The organism is uncultured Sphingomonas sp., assembly GCF_937859915.1.
In the GTDB taxonomy this organism is placed as follows: domain Bacteria; phylum Pseudomonadota; class Alphaproteobacteria; order Sphingomonadales; family Sphingomonadaceae; genus Solisphingomonas.
On sequence record NZ_CALMAW010000005.1, the window covers coordinates 1 to 18,385 of the forward strand.

Annotated in this window: 15 protein-coding genes; 5 read left to right on the forward strand and 10 right to left on the reverse strand. The window is 69.4% G+C overall.

Annotation, left to right across the window (positions count from 1 at the left end; translation table 11 throughout):
* From Q0326_RS00460 to trxA, 3 genes are all read left to right on the forward strand, one after another.
* Window positions 1–945: PD-(D/E)XK nuclease family protein (locus Q0326_RS00460; protein ID WP_298685918.1), on the forward strand; the 945-nt coding region annotated here is incomplete at its 5' end.
* Window positions 942–4,364 (forward strand): double-strand break repair helicase AddA, encoded by a 3,423-nt coding sequence (addA, locus tag Q0326_RS00465; protein WP_298685921.1) that lies wholly within the window; start codon window positions 942–944, stop codon window positions 4,362–4,364. The genes Q0326_RS00460 and addA, both read left to right, overlap by 4 nt.
* Before the next feature lie 54 nt (window positions 4,365–4,418).
* Window positions 4,419–4,739, forward strand: a complete 321-nt coding sequence (gene trxA, locus Q0326_RS00470) for a thioredoxin TrxA (protein ID WP_298685923.1) — start codon at window positions 4,419–4,421, stop codon at window positions 4,737–4,739.
* Between the two features lie 149 nt (window positions 4,740–4,888).
* Here trxA and Q0326_RS00475 read toward each other — a convergent pair whose 3' ends face one another.
* Together Q0326_RS00475 and argJ are read right to left on the reverse strand one after the other, a co-directional pair.
* Window positions 4,889–5,683, reverse strand: coding sequence for an inositol monophosphatase family protein (locus Q0326_RS00475; RefSeq protein ID WP_298685925.1), 795 nt, complete (start codon window positions 5,681–5,683; stop codon window positions 4,889–4,891).
* Between the two features lie 16 nt (window positions 5,684–5,699).
* Window positions 5,700–6,926: a bifunctional glutamate N-acetyltransferase/amino-acid acetyltransferase ArgJ gene (gene argJ, locus Q0326_RS00480; RefSeq protein ID WP_298685928.1), complete on the reverse strand. Its 1,227-nt coding sequence runs from the start codon at window positions 6,924–6,926 to the stop codon at window positions 5,700–5,702.
* A gap of 363 nt (window positions 6,927–7,289) precedes the next feature.
* On the opposite strand from argJ, the gene secA reads away from it, so the two are divergent.
* Window positions 7,290–10,028, forward strand: a complete 2,739-nt coding sequence (secA, locus tag Q0326_RS00485; RefSeq protein ID WP_298685931.1) for a preprotein translocase subunit SecA — start codon at window positions 7,290–7,292, stop codon at window positions 10,026–10,028.
* A 118-nt stretch (window positions 10,029–10,146) separates the two neighbouring features.
* Here the strand turns inward: secA and Q0326_RS00490 are convergent, their stop codons facing one another.
* From Q0326_RS00490 to Q0326_RS00525, 8 genes are all read right to left on the reverse strand, one after another.
* The gene (locus Q0326_RS00490) at window positions 10,147–10,701 is read right to left on the reverse strand and encodes a hydrolase (protein WP_298685934.1); all 555 of its coding nucleotides are present in this window, start codon (window positions 10,699–10,701) and stop codon (window positions 10,147–10,149) included.
* Window positions 10,702–10,792: 91 nt separating this feature from the next.
* Window positions 10,793–11,104: a PilZ domain-containing protein gene (locus tag Q0326_RS00495; protein WP_298685937.1), complete on the reverse strand. Its 312-nt coding sequence runs from the start codon at window positions 11,102–11,104 to the stop codon at window positions 10,793–10,795.
* A 70-nt stretch (window positions 11,105–11,174) separates the two neighbouring features.
* Window positions 11,175–12,431 (reverse strand): N-succinylarginine dihydrolase, encoded by a 1,257-nt coding sequence (locus Q0326_RS00500; RefSeq protein WP_298685939.1) that lies wholly within the window; start codon window positions 12,429–12,431, stop codon window positions 11,175–11,177.
* A gap of 45 nt (window positions 12,432–12,476) precedes the next feature.
* Complete coding sequence (locus tag Q0326_RS00505; protein ID WP_298685942.1) at window positions 12,477–13,490, reverse strand: arginine N-succinyltransferase; 1,014 nt, start codon at window positions 13,488–13,490, stop codon at window positions 12,477–12,479.
* Window positions 13,487–14,698 carry a hydrolase gene (locus Q0326_RS00510; protein WP_298685944.1) on the reverse strand — a complete coding sequence of 404 codons (1,212 nt, stop codon included), beginning with the start codon at window positions 14,696–14,698 and terminating at the stop codon, window positions 13,487–13,489. The genes Q0326_RS00505 and Q0326_RS00510 overlap by 4 nt, the downstream gene beginning before the upstream one ends.
* A gap of 155 nt (window positions 14,699–14,853) precedes the next feature.
* Window positions 14,854–15,930, reverse strand: a complete 1,077-nt coding sequence (locus Q0326_RS00515; protein ID WP_298685947.1) for a DUF481 domain-containing protein — start codon at window positions 15,928–15,930, stop codon at window positions 14,854–14,856.
* Between the two features lie 13 nt (window positions 15,931–15,943).
* Complete coding sequence (locus Q0326_RS00520; protein ID WP_298685950.1) at window positions 15,944–16,417, reverse strand: RNA pyrophosphohydrolase; 474 nt, start codon at window positions 16,415–16,417, stop codon at window positions 15,944–15,946.
* Window positions 16,414–17,364, reverse strand: coding sequence for an alpha/beta hydrolase (locus Q0326_RS00525; protein WP_298685952.1), 951 nt, complete (start codon window positions 17,362–17,364; stop codon window positions 16,414–16,416). The genes Q0326_RS00520 and Q0326_RS00525 overlap by 4 nt, the downstream gene beginning before the upstream one ends.
* A gap of 79 nt (window positions 17,365–17,443) precedes the next feature.
* Between Q0326_RS00525 and Q0326_RS00530 the strand changes: the two genes are divergently transcribed.
* A complete protein-coding gene (locus Q0326_RS00530) occupies window positions 17,444–18,349 on the forward strand; it encodes a histone deacetylase (protein ID WP_298685953.1) in 906 nt (301 codons plus the stop codon).
* Window positions 18,350–18,385: the final 36 nt, after the last annotated feature.

Genomic DNA, 18,385 nt, shown 5'->3' on the forward strand with positions numbered 1-18,385 from the left:
ATGACGGGGGGCATCGCCCGCGCGCCCGACCTGCGCCGCTGGGCGGCGGCGATCGATCGTCCCGGCGACTTTGCGCCTGCCGACCGCCCGCGCCCCGCACCGCCCGCGGCGCAGCGACCGCGCCGGCTGGCGGTAACGCGGCTCGACCGGCTCAAGGCCGATCCTTACGCCTTCTACGCGCTGGAGATGCTCAAACTGTCGGCGCTCGATCCGGTCGACGCCGAGCCGAGCCCGGCGTGGCGTGGCAATGCGGTGCACGCCGTGCTCGAAGCCTGGGCCAAGGAGGATGGCTGCGATCCGTCCAAGCTGGCGGACCGGGCGGAAGCGATGCTCGACGGCATCGCGGCGCATCCGGTGTTGCGCGCGCTGTGGGCGCCGCGGTTGCGCGAGGCGATCGGCTGGATTGCGGCCGAGATGGTCGCGGCGCTGGCGAACGGCCGCAAACCGCTCGTCGCCGAAGTGTTCGGCGAGGCGATGCTTGATGGGATCAAGCTCTACGGCAAGGTCGACCGGATCGATCGACTGGCCGACGGCGGCCTCGCGATCGTCGACTACAAGACCGGCATGCCGCCTGGCCCCAAGCAGGTCGCGGCGGGCTATGCGATGCAGCTTGGGCTGCTCGGTCTGATCGCCGAGCGTGGCGGCTTCAAGGGCATTGACGGTATGGCTGCGGCCTTCGAATATTGGTCGCTCGCGCAGAAGAACGGACAGCTCGGTCATGTCGCGGCCGCGACCGGCAAGCGCGCCGGGATCGACCCGGCCGACTTCACCGCGCTCGCGCATCGCAATTTCACGGACGCGGCGAACCGCTGGCTGACCGGCAACGCGCCGTTCGTCGCCAAGCTGCATCCCGAGCTTGCCCCCTATGGCGATTACGATCAGCTGATGCGGCTCGACGAATGGTATGGGCGGCAGGAGCGCACGCCCGAGGACGAACCGTTATGAGCCGCCGTCCGTCGCCGCTCAAGCCGCTCGAGGGCGCGCAGGCCGAAGCGTCGGATCCGCGGCGTCTTGTCTGGCTGTCCGCCTCGGCCGGGACGGGCAAGACGCACGTACTGACGGCGCGGGTGATCCGGCTGCTGCTCGCCGGCAACGACCCCGCCGCGATCCTCTGCCTCACCTTCACCAAGGCGGGCGCCGCCGAGATGGCCGACCGGATCCATGCCCGGCTGGCGAGCTGGGTGCGGATGAAGAGCGCACTGCTCGCCGCCGAACTCGCCGCGCTCGGCGAGGACTTTTCGCCCGAGGCGGTGGCGCAGGCGCGCACTCTGTTTGCGCGCGTGCTCGACGCGACCGGCGGCGGTCTGCGTATCCAGACGATCCATGCCTTTTGCCAGACGCTGCTCGCGGGCTTTCCCGCCGAGGCGGGGCTGGTCCCCGGCTTCCGCCCGCTCGAGGAGCGCGAGGAGCAGGCGCTCGGCTATGCGACGCTCGCCGAGATGCTGGTCGGTGCCGAGCGCGGCGGCGATCTGCCGCTGGTCCGGGACGTCCAGGCGCTCAGTCGTCGGTTGGGCGAGGAGGGGGCGGAGCGCTTTCTCCGCGCTTGCGCGCGCGCGCCCGATGCGATGGCGGCGCTGGGCGGCGGGATCGAGGCGCGGCTGCGTCGCGCGATGGACGTGCCCGACGGCGATATCGAGGCGGCGCTGGGAATGTCCTGCTCGGACGACGCCTTCGATCGCCGCACGCTCGAACGGATTGCGGCGGCCAACGCGGCCTGGGGCACGGCCCGCGGATTGGACCGTGCCGATGTGATCGCGCGCTGGCTCGCCGGCTCGCCCGCCGAACGCGCGGCGGGACTCCAGGGGCTGCACGAGGTGTGGGCGACCAAGACCGGCGATCCGCGCTCGCTCGCCAAGGGACAGGCGCCGCAGGACGACAGCTATGGAGCCGATGCGGCGAAGCTTCACAGCGCCTGCGCCGAGCTGCTCGCGATGCGCGTCAAGGCGGCCTATGCGGCCTCGCTCGCCGCGGGTCTGCGCGCGGGGCAAGCCTATGCGCGGGCCTATGTCGAGGCGAAGCGCGCCGCCGGCGGGGTCGATTTCGACGATCTGATCCGCCTCACCGTCCGCCTGCTCGAGACCCCGGGGATGGGCGAATGGGTGCGCTACAAGCTCGACCAGCGCACCGATCACATCCTCGTCGACGAGGCGCAGGACACCAACGTCAACCAGTGGCGGATCGTCGCGGCATTGGCAGGGGAATTCTTTGCCGGCGAAGGCGCGCGCCAGGGCGTGCTCCGCACGATCTTCACCGTCGGCGACTTCAAGCAGGCGATCTTCGGCTTCCAGGGCACCGATCCGCAGGCGTTCAGCGCGGCCGAACTCGCGTTCACGCGGATGGCGGGCGAGCATGACGAGCCGATCACCCGGCTGTCGCTCGACCGCTCCTTCCGCTCGACGCCGCCGGTGCTGGCGGTGGTCGACAAGCTGATCGCGCATCTCGGCGCCGCCGCTTTCGGCCTGCCCGACGACGTGCCGCCGCACGAGGCGGCGAAGAAGGGCCCCGGCCGGGTCATGCTGTGGCCCCCGGTCTCCGCGCTCGAGGCCGACGACATCGCCGCGGGCGAGGAGGGCTGGCTCGACGATGCCACGCGGCTGTTCGCCGACAGGCTGGCACGCCAGGTGAAAGCCTGGATCGATGCGGCGCCGTGGATCTCGACCAAGGGCCGGACGCTCCGCCCCGAGGACGTGATGATCCTGGTGCGCAAGCGCGGCGACCTCGCGGCGCTGCTCGTCGCGCGGCTGCATGCGCACGGCGTGCCGGTGGCGGGGATCGACCGGCTGCGGCTCGATGCGCCGCTGGCCGTCAAGGACCTGCTCGCCGCGGCGCGTTTCGCCTTGCAGCCGGGCGACGACCTCAATCTCGCGTCGCTGCTCGTCTCGCCGCTGTTCGGGCTCAGCCAGCAGCAGCTGTTCGACGTCGCCTTCGAACGCGGTGGCCGGCTGCTCGCCGCCGTCACCACCGATCCCGCTATGGCAGCCGTGCGCGACGATCTCGGCCGGATCCTGGCGAGCGCCGACCTCGTCACGCCGTATCGCTTCTTCGAGGAGCTGCTGTCGGGCGCGCTCGACGGGCGGCGCAAGCTGCTGCGGCGGCTGGGCCCGGAGGCGCGCGATCCGATCGAGGAGCTTCTCAACGCCGCGCTGCTGTTCGAGGAGAGCGGCGCGCCGTCGCTGCAGCTGTTCCTCGACTGGTTCGATCGCGGCGAGGTCCAGATCAAGCGCGACCCCTCGGCTCCGCTCGATGCGGTGCGGGTGATGACCGCGCACGGCTCCAAGGGGCTGCAGGCGCCGCTGGTGGTGCTGGCGGATGCGACCGGCGATCCCGATCGCTCGCCCGGCGGTGGCCTCGGCTGGCCGGCGGAGGCGGGGGCGGACCCGGTGCCGATCATCCGCCCGCGCAGCCACGAGCGCTTCCCGCCCTTCGCCGAGCTGATGGGGATCACCGAGACGCGCGACCTCGAGGAGCATTGGCGGCTGCTCTATGTCGCGGCGACGCGCGCCGAGGAGTGGCTTGCGATCGGCGGCGCGCTCGGTCCGATGGCGAAGGGCGTGCCGCCTCCGCGCAGCTGGTATACGGCGCTTGCGACCGCGCTCGACGGGCTCGACGCCGCGACCGTCGAGGACTCGCTGTGGGGCAATATGCGCGTCTATGCCGAGGAGCGCGCGCGGGGCGCTGCGCGACCGGTGCGTACGCCGGCGCCCGAATCTGCGCCGCCGGGCTGGCTCTGGCGGCAAGCGCCGCAGGAGAGCCGGCCGCCGCGTCCGCTCGCGCCCTCGTCGATCGGGTCGGACACGGTCGCCAATCCGCCGCCCGGCCCCGCGCTGCGCGAGGCGGCCGAGCGTGGCCGGTTGCTCCACGCGCTGTTCGAGCGGTTGCCGGCGCTGGCCCCCGAGCTGCGCGCGGCGGCCGGCGACCGCTGGCTCGAACAGTCCGCCGGGCTTGCCGACCCTGTTTCGCGTCGGTCGCTCGTCGAGGATGCCTGCGCGATCATCGCCGATCCCGCCCATGGCGACATCTTCTCGCCGGAAGCGCTCGCCGAGGCGCCGATCGCCGCGGTGGTCGGCGGTCAGGTGATCGCGGGCACCGTCGACCGGCTGCTGGTGACGCCGGATCGCATCACCCTTGTCGACTTCAAGACCGGGCGGCGCGTGCCGGCGGGGCTCGATCAGGTGCCCGAGCATCATCTCGCGCAGATGGGCGCCTATGCCGCTGCGCTCGGCGTCATCTTCCCGGGCCGGGCGATCGCGGCGGCGCTGCTCTACACATCGGGTCCGTCGCTGATAGCGCTCTCGGACGCGACGCTGGCGGCGCACAAGCCGGGCTTCGCGGACGCGGAGCAAAGTTTGCCCTCCGCCGGTTGAGGCAAAGCCCCCGGCCGCCTACATCCGTCCCAAGTCGAACAGGAGTTTCGTATCATGGCTACCAAGACCGTCACCGATCAGAGCTTTGACGCCGACGTGCTGTCCGCCGACGGCCCCGTGCTCGTAGATTTCTGGGCGGAGTGGTGCGGTCCGTGCAAGATGATCGGGCCGGCGCTCGAGGAGTTGTCGGACGAGCTCGGAGGCAAGGTCACGATCGTCAAGCTCAACATCGACGACAATCCCGATGCACCGGGCAAATACGGTGTCCGCGGCATCCCGACGATGATCTTGTTCAAGGGTGGCGCGCCGGCGGCGACGCAGGTTGGTGCTGCGCCCAAGAGCAAGCTCAAGGCGTTCATCGAGGGTGCGCTCTGAGGCTCGCGCAGCGATCTTTTGCCGTCATTCTCGCGAAGGCGGGAATCCATAAACGCAGCGCCCGACCATCAAGCGCTGCGTTTATGGATCCCGGATCAAGTCCGGGACGACGGCCCGAGATGGTGCTTTGGCTATCCGGATCCGGATGCCTAGCCGAACAGGATAGCGGCCGCCTCGTCCCATAGTCGTGGCGAGGCGGCAGCCAGCAGCCCGGTCCGCTCGTCGCCGAGCCGGTAGCCGCTGCCGTCAGGGCGCGCGACCTTGCCGCCGGCCTCCTCGACGAACAATGCGCCCGGCGCATGATCCCAGGGCTTGGTGCGCCAGAACAACGCAAGGTCGTTGGTGCCGAGCACGAGGCGCGGATATTGCTCGCCTGCGCAATTGGGGATGTCGGCGATCGTGATCCGGCCCTTGGCGCGCGCGGTGATATCGGAACGGACATCGTCGGGAAGATAGCGCGTCGCGAGCGCCCCCACCGGCAGCGTCTCGCCGGTGCCGCGTGCGGCGATCCGCCTATTGTCGACATAGGCGCCGCCGCCGCGCACGGCATGGCACATACGCCGCGTCACCGGATCGAGGATCCAGCCGGCCTGGACGATGCCGTTCTCGGCGAGCGCGACCATCATCGCGAACGGCGTCTTGCCCTCGGTAAAATTGCCCGTGCCATCGAGCGGATCGACGATCCAGGCGTGCCCGTCGGCGACGCGCGCGACCAGCGCGGGATCGGCCGCGACCGCTTCCTCGCCGACGACATGGCTGTCGGGCAGGAGGGCGGTCAGCGCGTCGCTGAGCAGGCGTTCGGACTCCCGGTCGACGACCGTGACATAGTCGTTGGGCGCCTTCTCCTCGATCTCGGCGGCATCGAGGTTGCGGAAGCGCGGCAGCAGCACGTCGCGCCCGATCCGGCGCATCATCCCGTCGACCGCGGCGTGGAGCGCGTGCATCAGCCGAGCCCCCCGCTCAACTGCGATAGTCCGCGTTGATCGCGATGTAGCCGTGGGTGAGATCGCAGGTCCACACCGTGGCGCGGCCCTCGCCAAGGCCGAGATCGACGCCGATGCGCACATCCTGCCCCTTAAGATGCGCGGAGACAGGGGCTTCGTCATAGCTCTCGACCGCCAGCCCCGCGTCGGCGACCTGCGTATCGCCGAAGCGTATTGCCAGTCTGTCGCGCTCGGCGGGTTCGCCCGCCTTGCCGACCGCCATCACGACGCGGCCCCAATTGGCGTCCTCGCCCGCGATTGCGGTCTTGACCAGCGGCGAGTTGCCGATCGAGAGCGCGACGATACGCGCGCTGTCGTTCGAAACCGCGCCTGTCACGGCGATCTCGATGAATTTGCTTGCCCCTTCGCCGTCGCGGACGACGAGCTGGGCGAGCTGCAGGCAGATGTCGGACAGCGCGGCGGCAAAGGCGTCGGCCCCGGGATCGTCGACCGTGGCGAGCGGCGCATTGCCCGCCTGGCCGGTCGCGAAGGCGAGCACCGTGTCCGAGGTCGAGGTGTCGCCGTCGACGGTGATGCAGGAGAAGCTTTTCGCATTGGCGGCTTCGAGCAGCCGCTGGAGGAAACCCGGCTCGACCGCCGCGTCGGTGAACAGGAAGCCGAGCATTGTCGCCATGTCCGGCGCGATCATCCCCGAACCCTTGATCACGCCGCAGAGCGTGACGGTACGGCCGTCGACGACGGCCTGCGCCATCGCGCCCTTGGGGAAGGTGTCGGTGGTCGAGATCGCGGCGGCCATCGCGCGCCAGTCGGTCGCGGGCGCCTGCAGCGCGGCATCGACACCGGCCTCGGCGATGTCGATCGGCAGCGGCACGCCGATCACCCCGGTCGAGGCGACGAACACGTCCGACGGCAGCCCGCGCGTGCCCAGCGCCACCCGCGCCGCGATCGCCTCGACCGCCGCGCGCCCGCGATGGCCCGTGAACGCGTTCGAATTGCCGGCGTTGACGACGAGCGCCCGGGCGGCTCCGAGCGGCAGCACCTGCCGGCACCATTCGACCTCGGGCGAGGGGCATTTCGACTGGGTGGTGACGCCGGCGACGGTCGTGCCGGCATCGAGCGTGACCAGCGTCAAATCGTGGCGGTCCCACGCCTTATAGCCGGCGCGCACCGTCGCGATCCGTACTCCCGCGATCGGCGGCAGGGTGGGGAAGGGCGTGGCGAGCGGCGAGATGGCGTCGGACATGGCGGTTCCTGGCCCGTGGAAAGCGGGTATGCGTCCGCTATCGATCCCGGCAGGTCGGATCAACCCATCCGCTCCGGGCAGGTGTCGAGGATGGGGCGGGGCGGGCGAAGGGCGACGCCGATCTCGGTTTTGTCTCGGAGGGATCGCGTCCGGGATGCCGACGAATGCGTATCGATCATCGGTCCGCCACCGGTGCGCCGGGGTAGCGAGCCCGGCCGGCGGCGACGGCGGGCGGCACCGTGATGCCCGCCCGAATTGACACCCCCTTGCCCCGTCCCTAGATCAGCCGCCTGCTCGCGCGGGGGTTTCGGGCGTGGCTTTTCGCGTCCGGTCCCCGCCGCCACTTACGACTAGGAACGCCCCATGCTCGGCGGTATCGCCAAGGCCATCTTCGGTTCGTCCAACGACCGCTACGTCAAGTCGCTGCGCGGGATCGTCGCCAAGATCGCCGGTTTCGAGACGACGATCGCGGCGCTCGACGACGCCGCGCTCGCCAACCAGACGGTGCTGTTCCGCGCCCGGCTCGAGGCGGGCGAAAGTCTTGACGACCTGCTCCCCGAAGCCTTTGCGACGGTGCGCGAGGCCGCCAAGCGGGTGCTCGGACAGCGCCATTACGACGTCCAGATGGTCGGCGGCATCGTGCTCCACCTCGGCGAGATCGCTGAGATGCGCACCGGCGAGGGCAAGACGCTGGTCGCGACGCTTGCCACCTATCTCAACGCGCTGCCCGGCAAGGGCGTCCACGTCATCACGGTCAACGACTATCTCGCCAGCCGCGACGCGAGCTGGATGGGCCAGGTCTATCGCTTCATGGGCCTGACCACCGGCGTGATCATTCCCAACATCCCCGATCACGAGCGCCGCGAGGCGTATCATGCCGACATCACCTACGGCACCAACAACGAATTCGGCTTCGATTACCTGCGCGACAATATGAAGTATGACCGCGCGCAGATGGTGCAGCGGCCGTTCAACTTCGCGATCGTCGACGAGGTCGATTCGATCCTGATCGACGAGGCGCGCACGCCGCTGATCATCTCGGGGCCGACCGACGACAAGTCCGACCTCTACATGTCGGTCGACGCGGTGGTGAAGACGCTCGATGCGATCGACTATGAGCATGACGAGAAGGCCAAGTCGGTGATCCTCACCGAGGACGGCACCGAGAAGGTCGAGCGGCTGCTCGAGACCGCCGGACTCCTCGAGGGCGACAATCTCTACGATTATGAGAACACGCAGGTGGTCCACCACCTCAACCAGGCGCTGCGCGCCAATGTCGGCTTCAAGCGCGACATCGATTACATCGTCAAGGACGGCAAGATCATCATCATCGATGAGTTCACCGGCCGGATGATGGACGGGCGGCGCTGGTCCGACGGCCTGCACCAGGCGGTCGAGGCCAAGGAGGGCGTCAAGATCGAACCCGAGAACCAGACGCTCGCCTCGATCACCTTCCAGAATTATTTCCGCATGTATCCCAAGCTCGGCGGCATGACCGGCACCGCGGCGACCGAGGCCTCGGAATTCTTCGAGATCTACAAGATGAACGTGGTCTCGATCCCGACCAACGTGCCGACCCGGCGCCAGGACGATGACGACGAGTTCTACAAGAGCATCCAGGACAAGTTCGGGGCGATCGCCAAGGCGATCCGCGCCAAGCAGGAGACGACGCGCCAGCCGATCCTGGTCGGCACCGTGTCGATCGAGAAGAGCGAGCTGCTGAGCGAATTCCTCACCAAGGAAAATGTCGCGCACAACGTGCTCAACGCGCGCTTCCACGAGAGCGAGGCGCATCTCGTGGCGCAGGCGGGGCGCCTGGGTGCGGTGACGATCGCGACCAACATGGCCGGCCGCGGCACCGACATCCAGCTCGGCGGCAATCTCGAATTCCGCATGCTCGACGAGCATCCCGAACTGATCGCGGGCTCGCCCGAATATGAGGCGATCGCCGCCGGCATCGTCACCGAGATCGAGGCCGAGAAGGCGCAGGTGCTCGCCAATGGCGGGCTGTTCGTGCTCGGCACCGAGCGCCACGAGAGCCGCCGCATCGACAACCAGCTGCGCGGCCGCTCGGGCCGCCAGGGCGATCCGGGCCTGAGCCGTTTCTATCTCAGCCTCGACGACGATCTGCTGCGCATCTTCGGCCCGCAGACGCTGTTCGCGCGGATGATGAACAAGAATCTCGAGGACGGCGAGGCGATCATCTCGCCGTGGATCAGCAAGGCGATCGAGACCGCGCAGCGCAAGGTCGAGGCGCGCAACTATGACATCCGCAAGCAGGTCGTCGAATATGACGACGTGATGAACGACCAGCGCAAGATCATCTACGAGCAGCGCTCGGACATTATGGATTCCGCGACCGTCGACGACGTCACCGACGAGATGCGCGGCGAGACGGTCTCCGCACTGGTCGGCGACGCGTGCCCGGTCGGCTCCTATCCCGAGCAATGGGACGGCGAGACGCTGCAGACGCGCGTGCTCGAAGTGTTCGGCCTGGCGCTGCCGATCGTCGAGTGGGTCGGCGAGGAGGGCATCGAGCCCGAGGTGCTCGCCGAGCGGATCAAGACTGCGGCCGACGGCCAGGTCGACGCCAAGATCGCCGAAATCTCGGTCGACAGCTGGCGCGGCATCGAGAAAAGCGTGCTGCTCCAGACGCTCGACGAGCATTGGAAGGACCATCTCTCGCGGCTCGACGCGCTGCGCCAGGTGATCCACCTGCGCGCCTATGCGCAGAAGACGCCGATCAACGAGTATAAGCATGAGGCGTTCGCGATGTTCGAGCGACTGCTCGAGACGATCCGCGAGGATGTCACGCGGGTGCTCGCCAATGTCAGCTTCGAGGCACCGCCGGCGCTGCCCGAACTGCCCGACTTCCTGACCTCGCATCTCGATCCGTTCACCGCGACCGACGACACCCGCGACATCGACGGCGCCGACCTTGGCTATATCACGACGCGGATCGCGCCGATGCAGTCGCCGCAGCCCGCCATGCCCGCCGAGATGGGGTCCGATCCGGCGGCCTGGGACGGCCAGGTCAGCCGCAACGCGCCGTGCCCGTGCGGCTCGGGGAAGAAGTTCAAGCACTGCCACGGCGCGCTGTAAGCTAGGCCCTGTTCCCCGGCGCAGGCCGGGGCCCCGGCCCCACACACCTTGTTCGGTGCGGCGCCCGCCACGGGCTGCGGGGCTGGGCCCTGGCCTTCGCCAGGAACGGCCGGGTCGATTATCCTAGCGTCACGTCCGCGGACGCCACCACCCGGCTGATCCGCGGGAAGATCGTCTTCACCGCGAAGCCATGCGCCTCCGCCGAGGCCGAGGTGCACGCATCCTCGACCAGCACGACGGCATAGCCATGCTCCCAGGCCGAGCGCGCGGTCGATTCGACGCCGAAATTGGTCGCGATCCCGCCCAGCACGATCGTCTTCACGCCGCGACGGCGCAGCACGAGATCGAGATCGGTGCCGGTGAACGCGCCCCAGTGATGCTTGAGCACGACGATGTCGCCGTCGTGCTGCACGCCGTCGACCAATTGCGACCAATCGGCGGGCGGATTCGTCGAGGGGAGCGGCTGGTCGACAGCCTGCGGCGGTGCCAGACCGTCCGCGAAGGAGACGTGGACGAGGATGACGGGGGCGCCTGCGCGTCTGAAACCGGCGGCGAGTGTCTTGGCGGTCTCGACGACCTCTCCGCCGGTGCGCGGCGCGAGGTCCATGCCGACGATGCCGTTCTGAAGATCGATGAGGACGAGCGCGGTGGTCGCGGGATCAAGGGTGGGCATGCGGGTCTCCGAGGAAGCTACGGCTTCGCGAACGCACCGGGCGTTCGCGGGGTCGCATGCCGTCGTCGGTTCGGCGTGTCCGCCGCTCCGCTCAGCCCGAGAGGTGCTGCTGGCCGCGCGTGATCAGGTAGCGCTGGTCGATCGCGGCGTCGAACGCCATGCCGAACCGGTGGTCCTCGACCCAGGCGACCGTGCCCGAGACGCGGAGATCGCCGTGCACCAATGTGATCCGTTCGCCGCGCGCTGGCGGCGCCTCGGCATCGAGCTTGGCGCCCGAATGCGAGATGTTGAGCAGATGCACCTCGACCGTGCCCTGGTCGCTCTCCATCTGCGCGGTCAGCAGCAGCCGGGACCGCTTGTTGTCGCGCTTGTCGTACGGCAGTTCGAACGCCGATGCGGCCATGCTCGCCTCCGCTAGGTGGTCTAATCGCCGCGGTCTGTCGCACGCCGGGTGCTAACGCGCGGTTAAGACCTCAGATCAGTTCCTGCAGATCGAGCGTTTCGAGCAGCGCGGCGCGCGCCTCCACCGCCGCCGGCCACGCGCCGAGTGTCGCGAAATCAGAAGGTTCGACCCGTTCGGGCCAGTCACGCGCGATCACCGCCGCGATCCGGTCGAGCTTGGCGTCGTCGACGAGAAAGCGCGGATCGACCGTCGCCGGATCGCAGACGACTCGCAACCGCAGGCAGGCAGGGCCGCCACCATTGGCCATCGACTCGCGGACGTCGACGGGGATCAGCCGGCGGATCGGTCCGTTGCCCGCGATCAGTGCCTCGAGCCACTGCCGGACGCGATCGACGCGCTGCGCTTCGGCGGGCAGGATCAGCGCCATCCCGCCGCCCTTCGGCAGGGTGACGAGCTGGGCGTTGAACAAATAGCTTTGGATCGCCTCGGCCAGCGATATCGCGTCGGCCGGCACTTCGATGATCTCGACGGACGGCAAGCGCTCGCGTAGCGCGGCAAAGAAGAGAGGCTTTTCGGCAAAAGCCTGCTCGTGCGCGAACAGCACGCGCTCGTTGGCGACCGCGACGACGTCATTGTGGAAGGCGCCCGCGGCGATCGCCGCGGGGCTTTGCTGGACGAACAGCGTTGCGGCGGGATCGAGGCCGGCGCGGCGCATCACGGCGGCGCTCGCCTGGCGGTGCTGGCGCGCGGGGAACGGCCCGCCGGGCTCGCCATAGACGAACACCTCGACGCCGGCGGCGCCATGACCGTCGCACAGCCGCATATGGTTGGCCGCGCCCTCGTCGCCGAAGGGCGGCGGGACGGGACCGTGCACCGCGAAGGCATCGTCGGCGAAGGCGAGCCGCAGCTGGGCGAGCGTCTGCGACCATTCGTGGCTGCGATGCGGCATGGTGACGAGATTGGCGACGGTCAGATGGCATCGCCCGTCGGCGCAGTCGGGCGCCGGCGAGACGGTGGCGGCATTGGCCGCCCACATCGCCGAAGCCGAGGACGCGAGCGGCCATAGCGCACCGGCTGACATCGGATCGGTGCCGAGCGCGGCGAGCCAGGCGGCGTCGGGTCGCCGATGCGGGAGCAGAATGCCCTGGGTCAGCCCGAGCGCGAGATTGGCGCGCATCTTCGCAATCCCCTGCAGCGCGGCGGCACGCGGACGCGAGACCGCGCCGGCATTGCTCGTCGCCGCGAGGTTGCCGAGGCTGAGCCCGGCATAATTGTGCGTCGGGCCGACGATGCCGTCGAAATTGATCTCGACGAGGGGACTGCTCACGCACGCCTCGCAAGCAGACCCGCGGGAACGGCGGCGACGGACAGGCTAGCGCCCGACATACAGCACCTCGTCGCCGGCGCCGACGCCCAGCGCCGCGGCCCCGTCCGCATCGAGGGCGATGCCGCCGTCTCGCGGCTCTACCCTCGCCCGTGCGCACCGGAAATCCTCGAGCCGGCCGGTGGAGGCGAGGCCGGATTCGCCGGCGTCGGCATCCGCTGCGACCACCGTTGCCGGCGCTGCATCACGCACCGTGCGAACGGCATCGGTGCTCGCTGCCATCGTCGGGCCACCATCGAAGATGTCGATATAGCCCTCGTGGAGAAATCCCTCGGCCTCGAGCATCCGCATCGCGGCGCGTCCCGTCGGGTGGGGCAGGCCCATCACCGCGCGCGCGGTCTCGGGCAGCATCGCGATGTAGATCGGATGTTTGGGCATCAGGTCGGCAATGAACTGGTTGCCGTTGATCGCGTTGAACTCGTCCGCCTCCTGGAAGCTCATCCCGAAGAATTTGCCGGCGAGCCCATCCCAGAAATGCGAGCCGCCCGCCTCGTCGATCACCCCGCGCAGCTCGGCGATGAGGCGCGCGGCGAAGCGGGCGCGATGCTGTTTGATGAACAGGTAGCGCGAACGGGCGAGCAGCTGGCCGAGCCCGCCGGCGCGCTCGCGCGGATGGAGGAACAGTCCGCCGACCTCCGACGACCCCTCCAGGTCGGTCGACAGCGACAGCGTCTCGGCGCGGAAGGTGCGGCCGAGTTCGCGGCTGGTCTGGCTCATCGTGCCGACCCGGTAGCTGTAGAAGGGCCAGCGCTGGCCGACCCGGGAAAAGACCTGCGCGGTACCGCGGACATGGCCGGTCTCGATCTCCTCGAGCATCAGCACATAGAGATCGTCGCCGGGCGTATCGTCGCGCTTGCCGAACGCCGCCGCCGAGGTGGCGAGCCGTGCGGCAAGCGCGTCGCGGTCGGGCGGCAGATTGGTGAAGCCGCCGCCGGTCAGCTTGGCCATTTCGTAGAGCGGCTCGAGATCGTCGGGGCGCGAGGCGCGGACGCGGAAACTCATGATTGGCCTCGTTCGGCAAGTTCGAGCAGCACCAGCGTCGACAGCATCGCACGCTCGGCGAGGCTCTCGGGGATGAGAAATTCGTCGGCCGAATGGATCGCGCCGCCCCGCGCGCCCATCGTGTCGACAACGGCCACTCCGGCGGCGGCGATGTTGTTGCCGTCGCACACCCCGCCGCTTGGCGCCCAGCCGATCGTCTGCCCGAGCGTCGCGCCGCACTCGCGGACCAGCGCAAACAGGCGTTCGGCGGCGGGATCGAGCGGTTTGGGCGGTCGCGCGAAACCGCCATGGCTGTGGATCGTGACGTCGTGCGCGGCGGCGACCATCGCGATCGCGGACCGGATATGGCTCGTGGCGCGCAGCTCGTCCTCCGGCGTGCTCGGGCGGAGGTTGACGCGCAGCACGGCATGGTCGGGCACGACATTGTTGGGGCTGCCGCCCTCGATCCGCGCGGGATTGACGCTCAGCCGAGGCCCCGCCGCCTTGGCGAGGCGCAGCGCCAGGTCGGCGGCGGCGAGGATGGCATTGCGGCCGTCCTCAGGATTGCGGCCGGCGTGCGCGCTGCGGCCGGTGACGACGATCGAGAAATTGCCGCTGCCGGGTCGCGCGCCGGCGAGCAGCCCGTCCGGTGTTGCGGACGGTTCGTAGGTCAGCGCGGCGGCCTTGCCACGGGCGGCGCGGGCGATCAGCCCGGCCGAGCCGTGCGACCCGGTCTCCTCGTCCGAATTGATCACGACCTCGTAGCCGACGCGGTCGCGCAGCGGACTGGTCTCGAGCCCGGTCAGCGCGGCCAGCATGATCGACAGGCCGCTCTTCATGTCGGCGACGCCGGGGCCGTTGATCCGGCCGTCATCGAGGCGGGCGATCGCCTGAAACGCGTGGTCGGCGGCATAGACCGTGTCCATATGCCCGGTCAGCAGGATCTGGACCGGGGCGCCCGGCCGCACCGCGAGATGGAGGTTCTGGCCGCGCGCAACCGGGCGGACGGCGCCGTCGGGCAGGATCGCCTCGACGGGATCGGCATCCCGCAGCCCGATCTTGCCAGGCAGGGCGGAGAAGGCGTCGACGAGCTTTCCGGCGATCGTGGCAAGGCCGGCGAGGTTGGTCGTCCCGCTGTTGATCGCGGCCCAGTCGAGCGTCTGCGCCAGCATCGGCTGCGCGGCGGCGACATCGAGGGCGGGTTCGTAGTCGGCGCGGCGGGACAGCATCGGTGAGGCTTAATGCGAAGCGGGGTGAGGGGCAATCTGCGTGCGCAGACCGTGAGCGCCGTTCCCCGGCGCGGATGGGCCCGGACGCGGCGCTCGATTAGCGGATTGGGCTTGGGGATCCGGCCTGCGCCGGGGGGAACGGCAGGGCCGTCCGTCTAGAAGGTGTAGACGATCGACGCGGTCGTGATCGTATCGAGGCTCTTCGCCTCGCTCGGCGTGTCCTGCTCGTAGGTCACATTGTAGGAGAAGCGCAGCTTGAGCGGGCCGAACAGCTTGGTATCGAGCGCGGTGGTCGAGGTGATGTTCGAATTGTTGGTCTCGACATAGATCGCCGCGACCTCGGTCAGCTGGATGTTGGGACTGGGCTTCCACAGGAAGTTGACCGAGCCGCGTCCGGCGAAGCGCGTCTCGCGATCCCCTTCGAGATCGCCGATATAACGGGTCTCGCGCAGCGCCGGACCGGCTTCGAGATCGAGATGCAGCGCGGAGCCGGGCAGCACGGTGTAGCCCAGGCCCGCGCTCTCGGTGAAGCGGTAGGAGAAGCCCAGAATCTCGTCGCGATCGAACTGGCCGAGTCCGTATATGTAGAGCCGGTCGTTGAGCTTGTACTGCGGCTGGTAGGCGGCGGTGTCCTTGTCGGTCGACAGCACGCCGCCGCTCTTCGAATAGTCGACCCGGGCGGTGAAGGCGTGGCGCCAGCGCAGCCCCTCCTTGTTGAGCTTGAGCGCGCCGTAGATCGCGATCGCGTCGGTATTGCCCGTCGTATAGGAGCCGCCGAGATCGACCTCGCCCTTCCAATTGTCGAGGAAGCTCGCCGCCGCCAGGGCATCGGCCTTGGTGCGCGCGTCGGCCGCCTTCTTTTCCGCGATCTTGGCGTTGTTCTCCGCACCCAGTGCGTCGATCTGCGCGCCGCCCGCGGGATAGGTGTCACGCGCCAGCTTCTCGACCGCCGCGAAGCTCTCGGGCGTGCCCTTCTGCATCGCTTCCTCGAGCAGCGCACGCGCCGCGGGGGGCAGCGCCACCGCATTGGGATTGGGCGGCGGCGGGATCAGCAGCGTCGCGATCGCCAGCCGCTCGTCCTCGGGTGCGACATCGGCGGGCGGGGGCGCCAGCCAGAGCAGCGGGATCTCCGGTTCCGGCTGCGCGAGCGAACTCGTCACCACGGTCTGCGCGCCGGCAGCCGTGCCGACCAGCGCGGCCGACAGGACGAGGACGCGAGACAAACGCTTCATACGCGGCCGAATCCTAAGCAAGCTGGTCCGCGAAGGCGCGTAACACATTCTGATAGAGCGCGCGTTTGAAGGGAACGATCAGATCGGGCAATTCGCTCGGCTCGGCCCATTTCCAGGCGCGGAATTCGGGTTCGGGCGTGTCGATCGCGACGTCGGCGTCGCGCCCCAGGAAGCGCAGCAGGAACCAATGCTGGCGCTGGCCGCGATATTTGCCCTTCCACACCTTGCCGACCAGCTCGTCGGGCAGGTCGTAATCGAGCGGCGCGGGTGCCTGCGCGACAATCTCGACGAGATGCGCGGGGATGCCGGTCTCCTCGTACAATTCTCGCAGCGCGGCGGCTTGCGGGTCCTCGCCCTTGTCGATCCCGCCCTGCGGCATCTGCCACGCCTCGATCGTCGTGTCGCGCCGCTGCCCGACCCACACTTTGCCCTCGGCATTGCGCAGCATGATGCCGGCGGCGAGGCGATAAGGGAGTTGCTTGCTCATGACGCGCCTTGCGCGACGAGGATCTTCAGGAGGGCGAGATTGTCGTGCAGGTCTGCCTGCGACGAGGGGATCGCCTTGCGGAGGTTGAGGAAGCCGTGGATGTTGCCGCGCGCCTCGACAAAGCTGACCGGCACACCCGCCTTGGCGAGCCCGGCGGCATAGGCGCGGCCCTGGTCGCGGATCGGATCGAGGCCCGCGGTGGTGACCAGCGCAGGCGGCAGCCCGGCGAGCGGCGCCACCATCGGTGAACCGCGCCAATGCGTCGGGTCGGGCGCATAGCTCTCGCCGAACCAGCGGATGCTCTCCTCGGTGAGGAAATAGCCGTCGCGGAATTCGGTGTAGGAGGGATAGTGGGTGGCAAGATCCGCCGCCGGGTAGATCGCCCATTGCGCGATCACCGGCACCGCGGCGGGCATGTCGCGCAGCGCGAGCGCTGTGACGATCGCCAGCGTGCCGCCCGCGCTGTCGCCGGCGAGCACCAGCGCCGTCGGCGTAAGGCCGAGCGCGGCGGGCGCGCTCGCCACCCAGCGGGCGGCCGCTTCGCAATCGTCGGGGCCGCCGGGCCAGGGATGTTCGGGGGCGAGCCGATAGTCGACCGAGACGACGGGCAGGTCGAGCACGCGCGCGATCTCGGCGCAGGGCGGCTCGTAACCGTCGAGATCGCCGAGCACCCAACCGCCGCCATGGAAGAAGACCAGCACCGGCCCCGGTTCGCGCGTCGCGCGGGCATCGAACAGACGCAGCGCGATCGTGCCGCCGTTCGGGCCGGGCATGGTGAGGTCGCGCAATAGCGCGAGCGGCCCGGTCTCAAGATCGGCGACGCCGCGCATCGCGCGGGTCATCTCGCGCGCCGCGACCGCGCCGATCTCGTGGATTTTGGGGCCGGGCAGCGCATTGAGATAGTTGAGGAAGAGGGCGACGTCGGGTCGGACGAACGGTTCGATCACGGAGCGACTCCTGCGCTGGTCGCCCGTCCTTTGGGCGAGCCCGTGGCACAAGTCGAGGCCCGGTGGGTTGGGAGCCATCGTGCTGCATGTCGTCCACCATCCCGATTATGTCGCCGCGGGCGCGCCCGGCACCGGATTGCTCTACGATAAATATGGCCTCGTGATGCTCGCGCTCGACGAACGCCACGCCGCCTATGAGGTTCACCGCCCGTCCGAGATGCCGCGCGCTTGGATCGAGGCGATCCACGATCCGGGCTATGTCGACCAGGTCGTGCGCTGCGCGGTGCCGGCCGAGACGGAGCGCCGCATCGGCTTCCCGATCACGCCGCGTGTGGCCCGGCGCGCGCTGCTGTCGCCGGGGGGTACCTGGCTGGCGGCGCGGCTGGCGCTGCGCACCGGCTATGCCGCCAATGCCGCCGGCGGGAGCCATCACGCGCTCTACGATACGGGCGCGGGGTATTGCGTGTTCAACGATCTCGTCATCGCCGCCAACCGGCTGATCGCGGAGGCGACGGTGGCGCGGATCCTGATCGTCGACCTCGACGTCCATCAGGGCGACGGCACCGCCGCGCTGACCGTGGGGCGCGACGATATCGTCAGCTTCTCGGTGCACGGCGAGAAGAATTTCCCCGTCCGCAAGGCCGTCTCCGATCTCGACGTCGCGCTGCCCGACGCGACCGGCGACGACGCCTATCTGGACGCGCTCGCCGCGCACCTGCCGGCGCTGATCGATCGGGTTCGTCCCGAGCTGATCCTGTATCAGGCCGGGGTCGATCCGCACCGCGACGACCGGCTGGGGCGGCTCGCGCTCAGCGATGCGGGGATTGCGGCGCGCGATCGCTTCGTGATGCGGCAGGCGCGGCACCGCGGCGTTCCGCTCGCAAGCGTGCTGGGTGGCGGCTATGGCGCCGATCGCATGGCGGTCGCGCATCGCCATGCCGCGACGATGCTGACGCTCGCCGACGAGGCCGCGACGCCGATCTGACGAGACGGCCGGATCACGGAACGCAGCGGACGATCG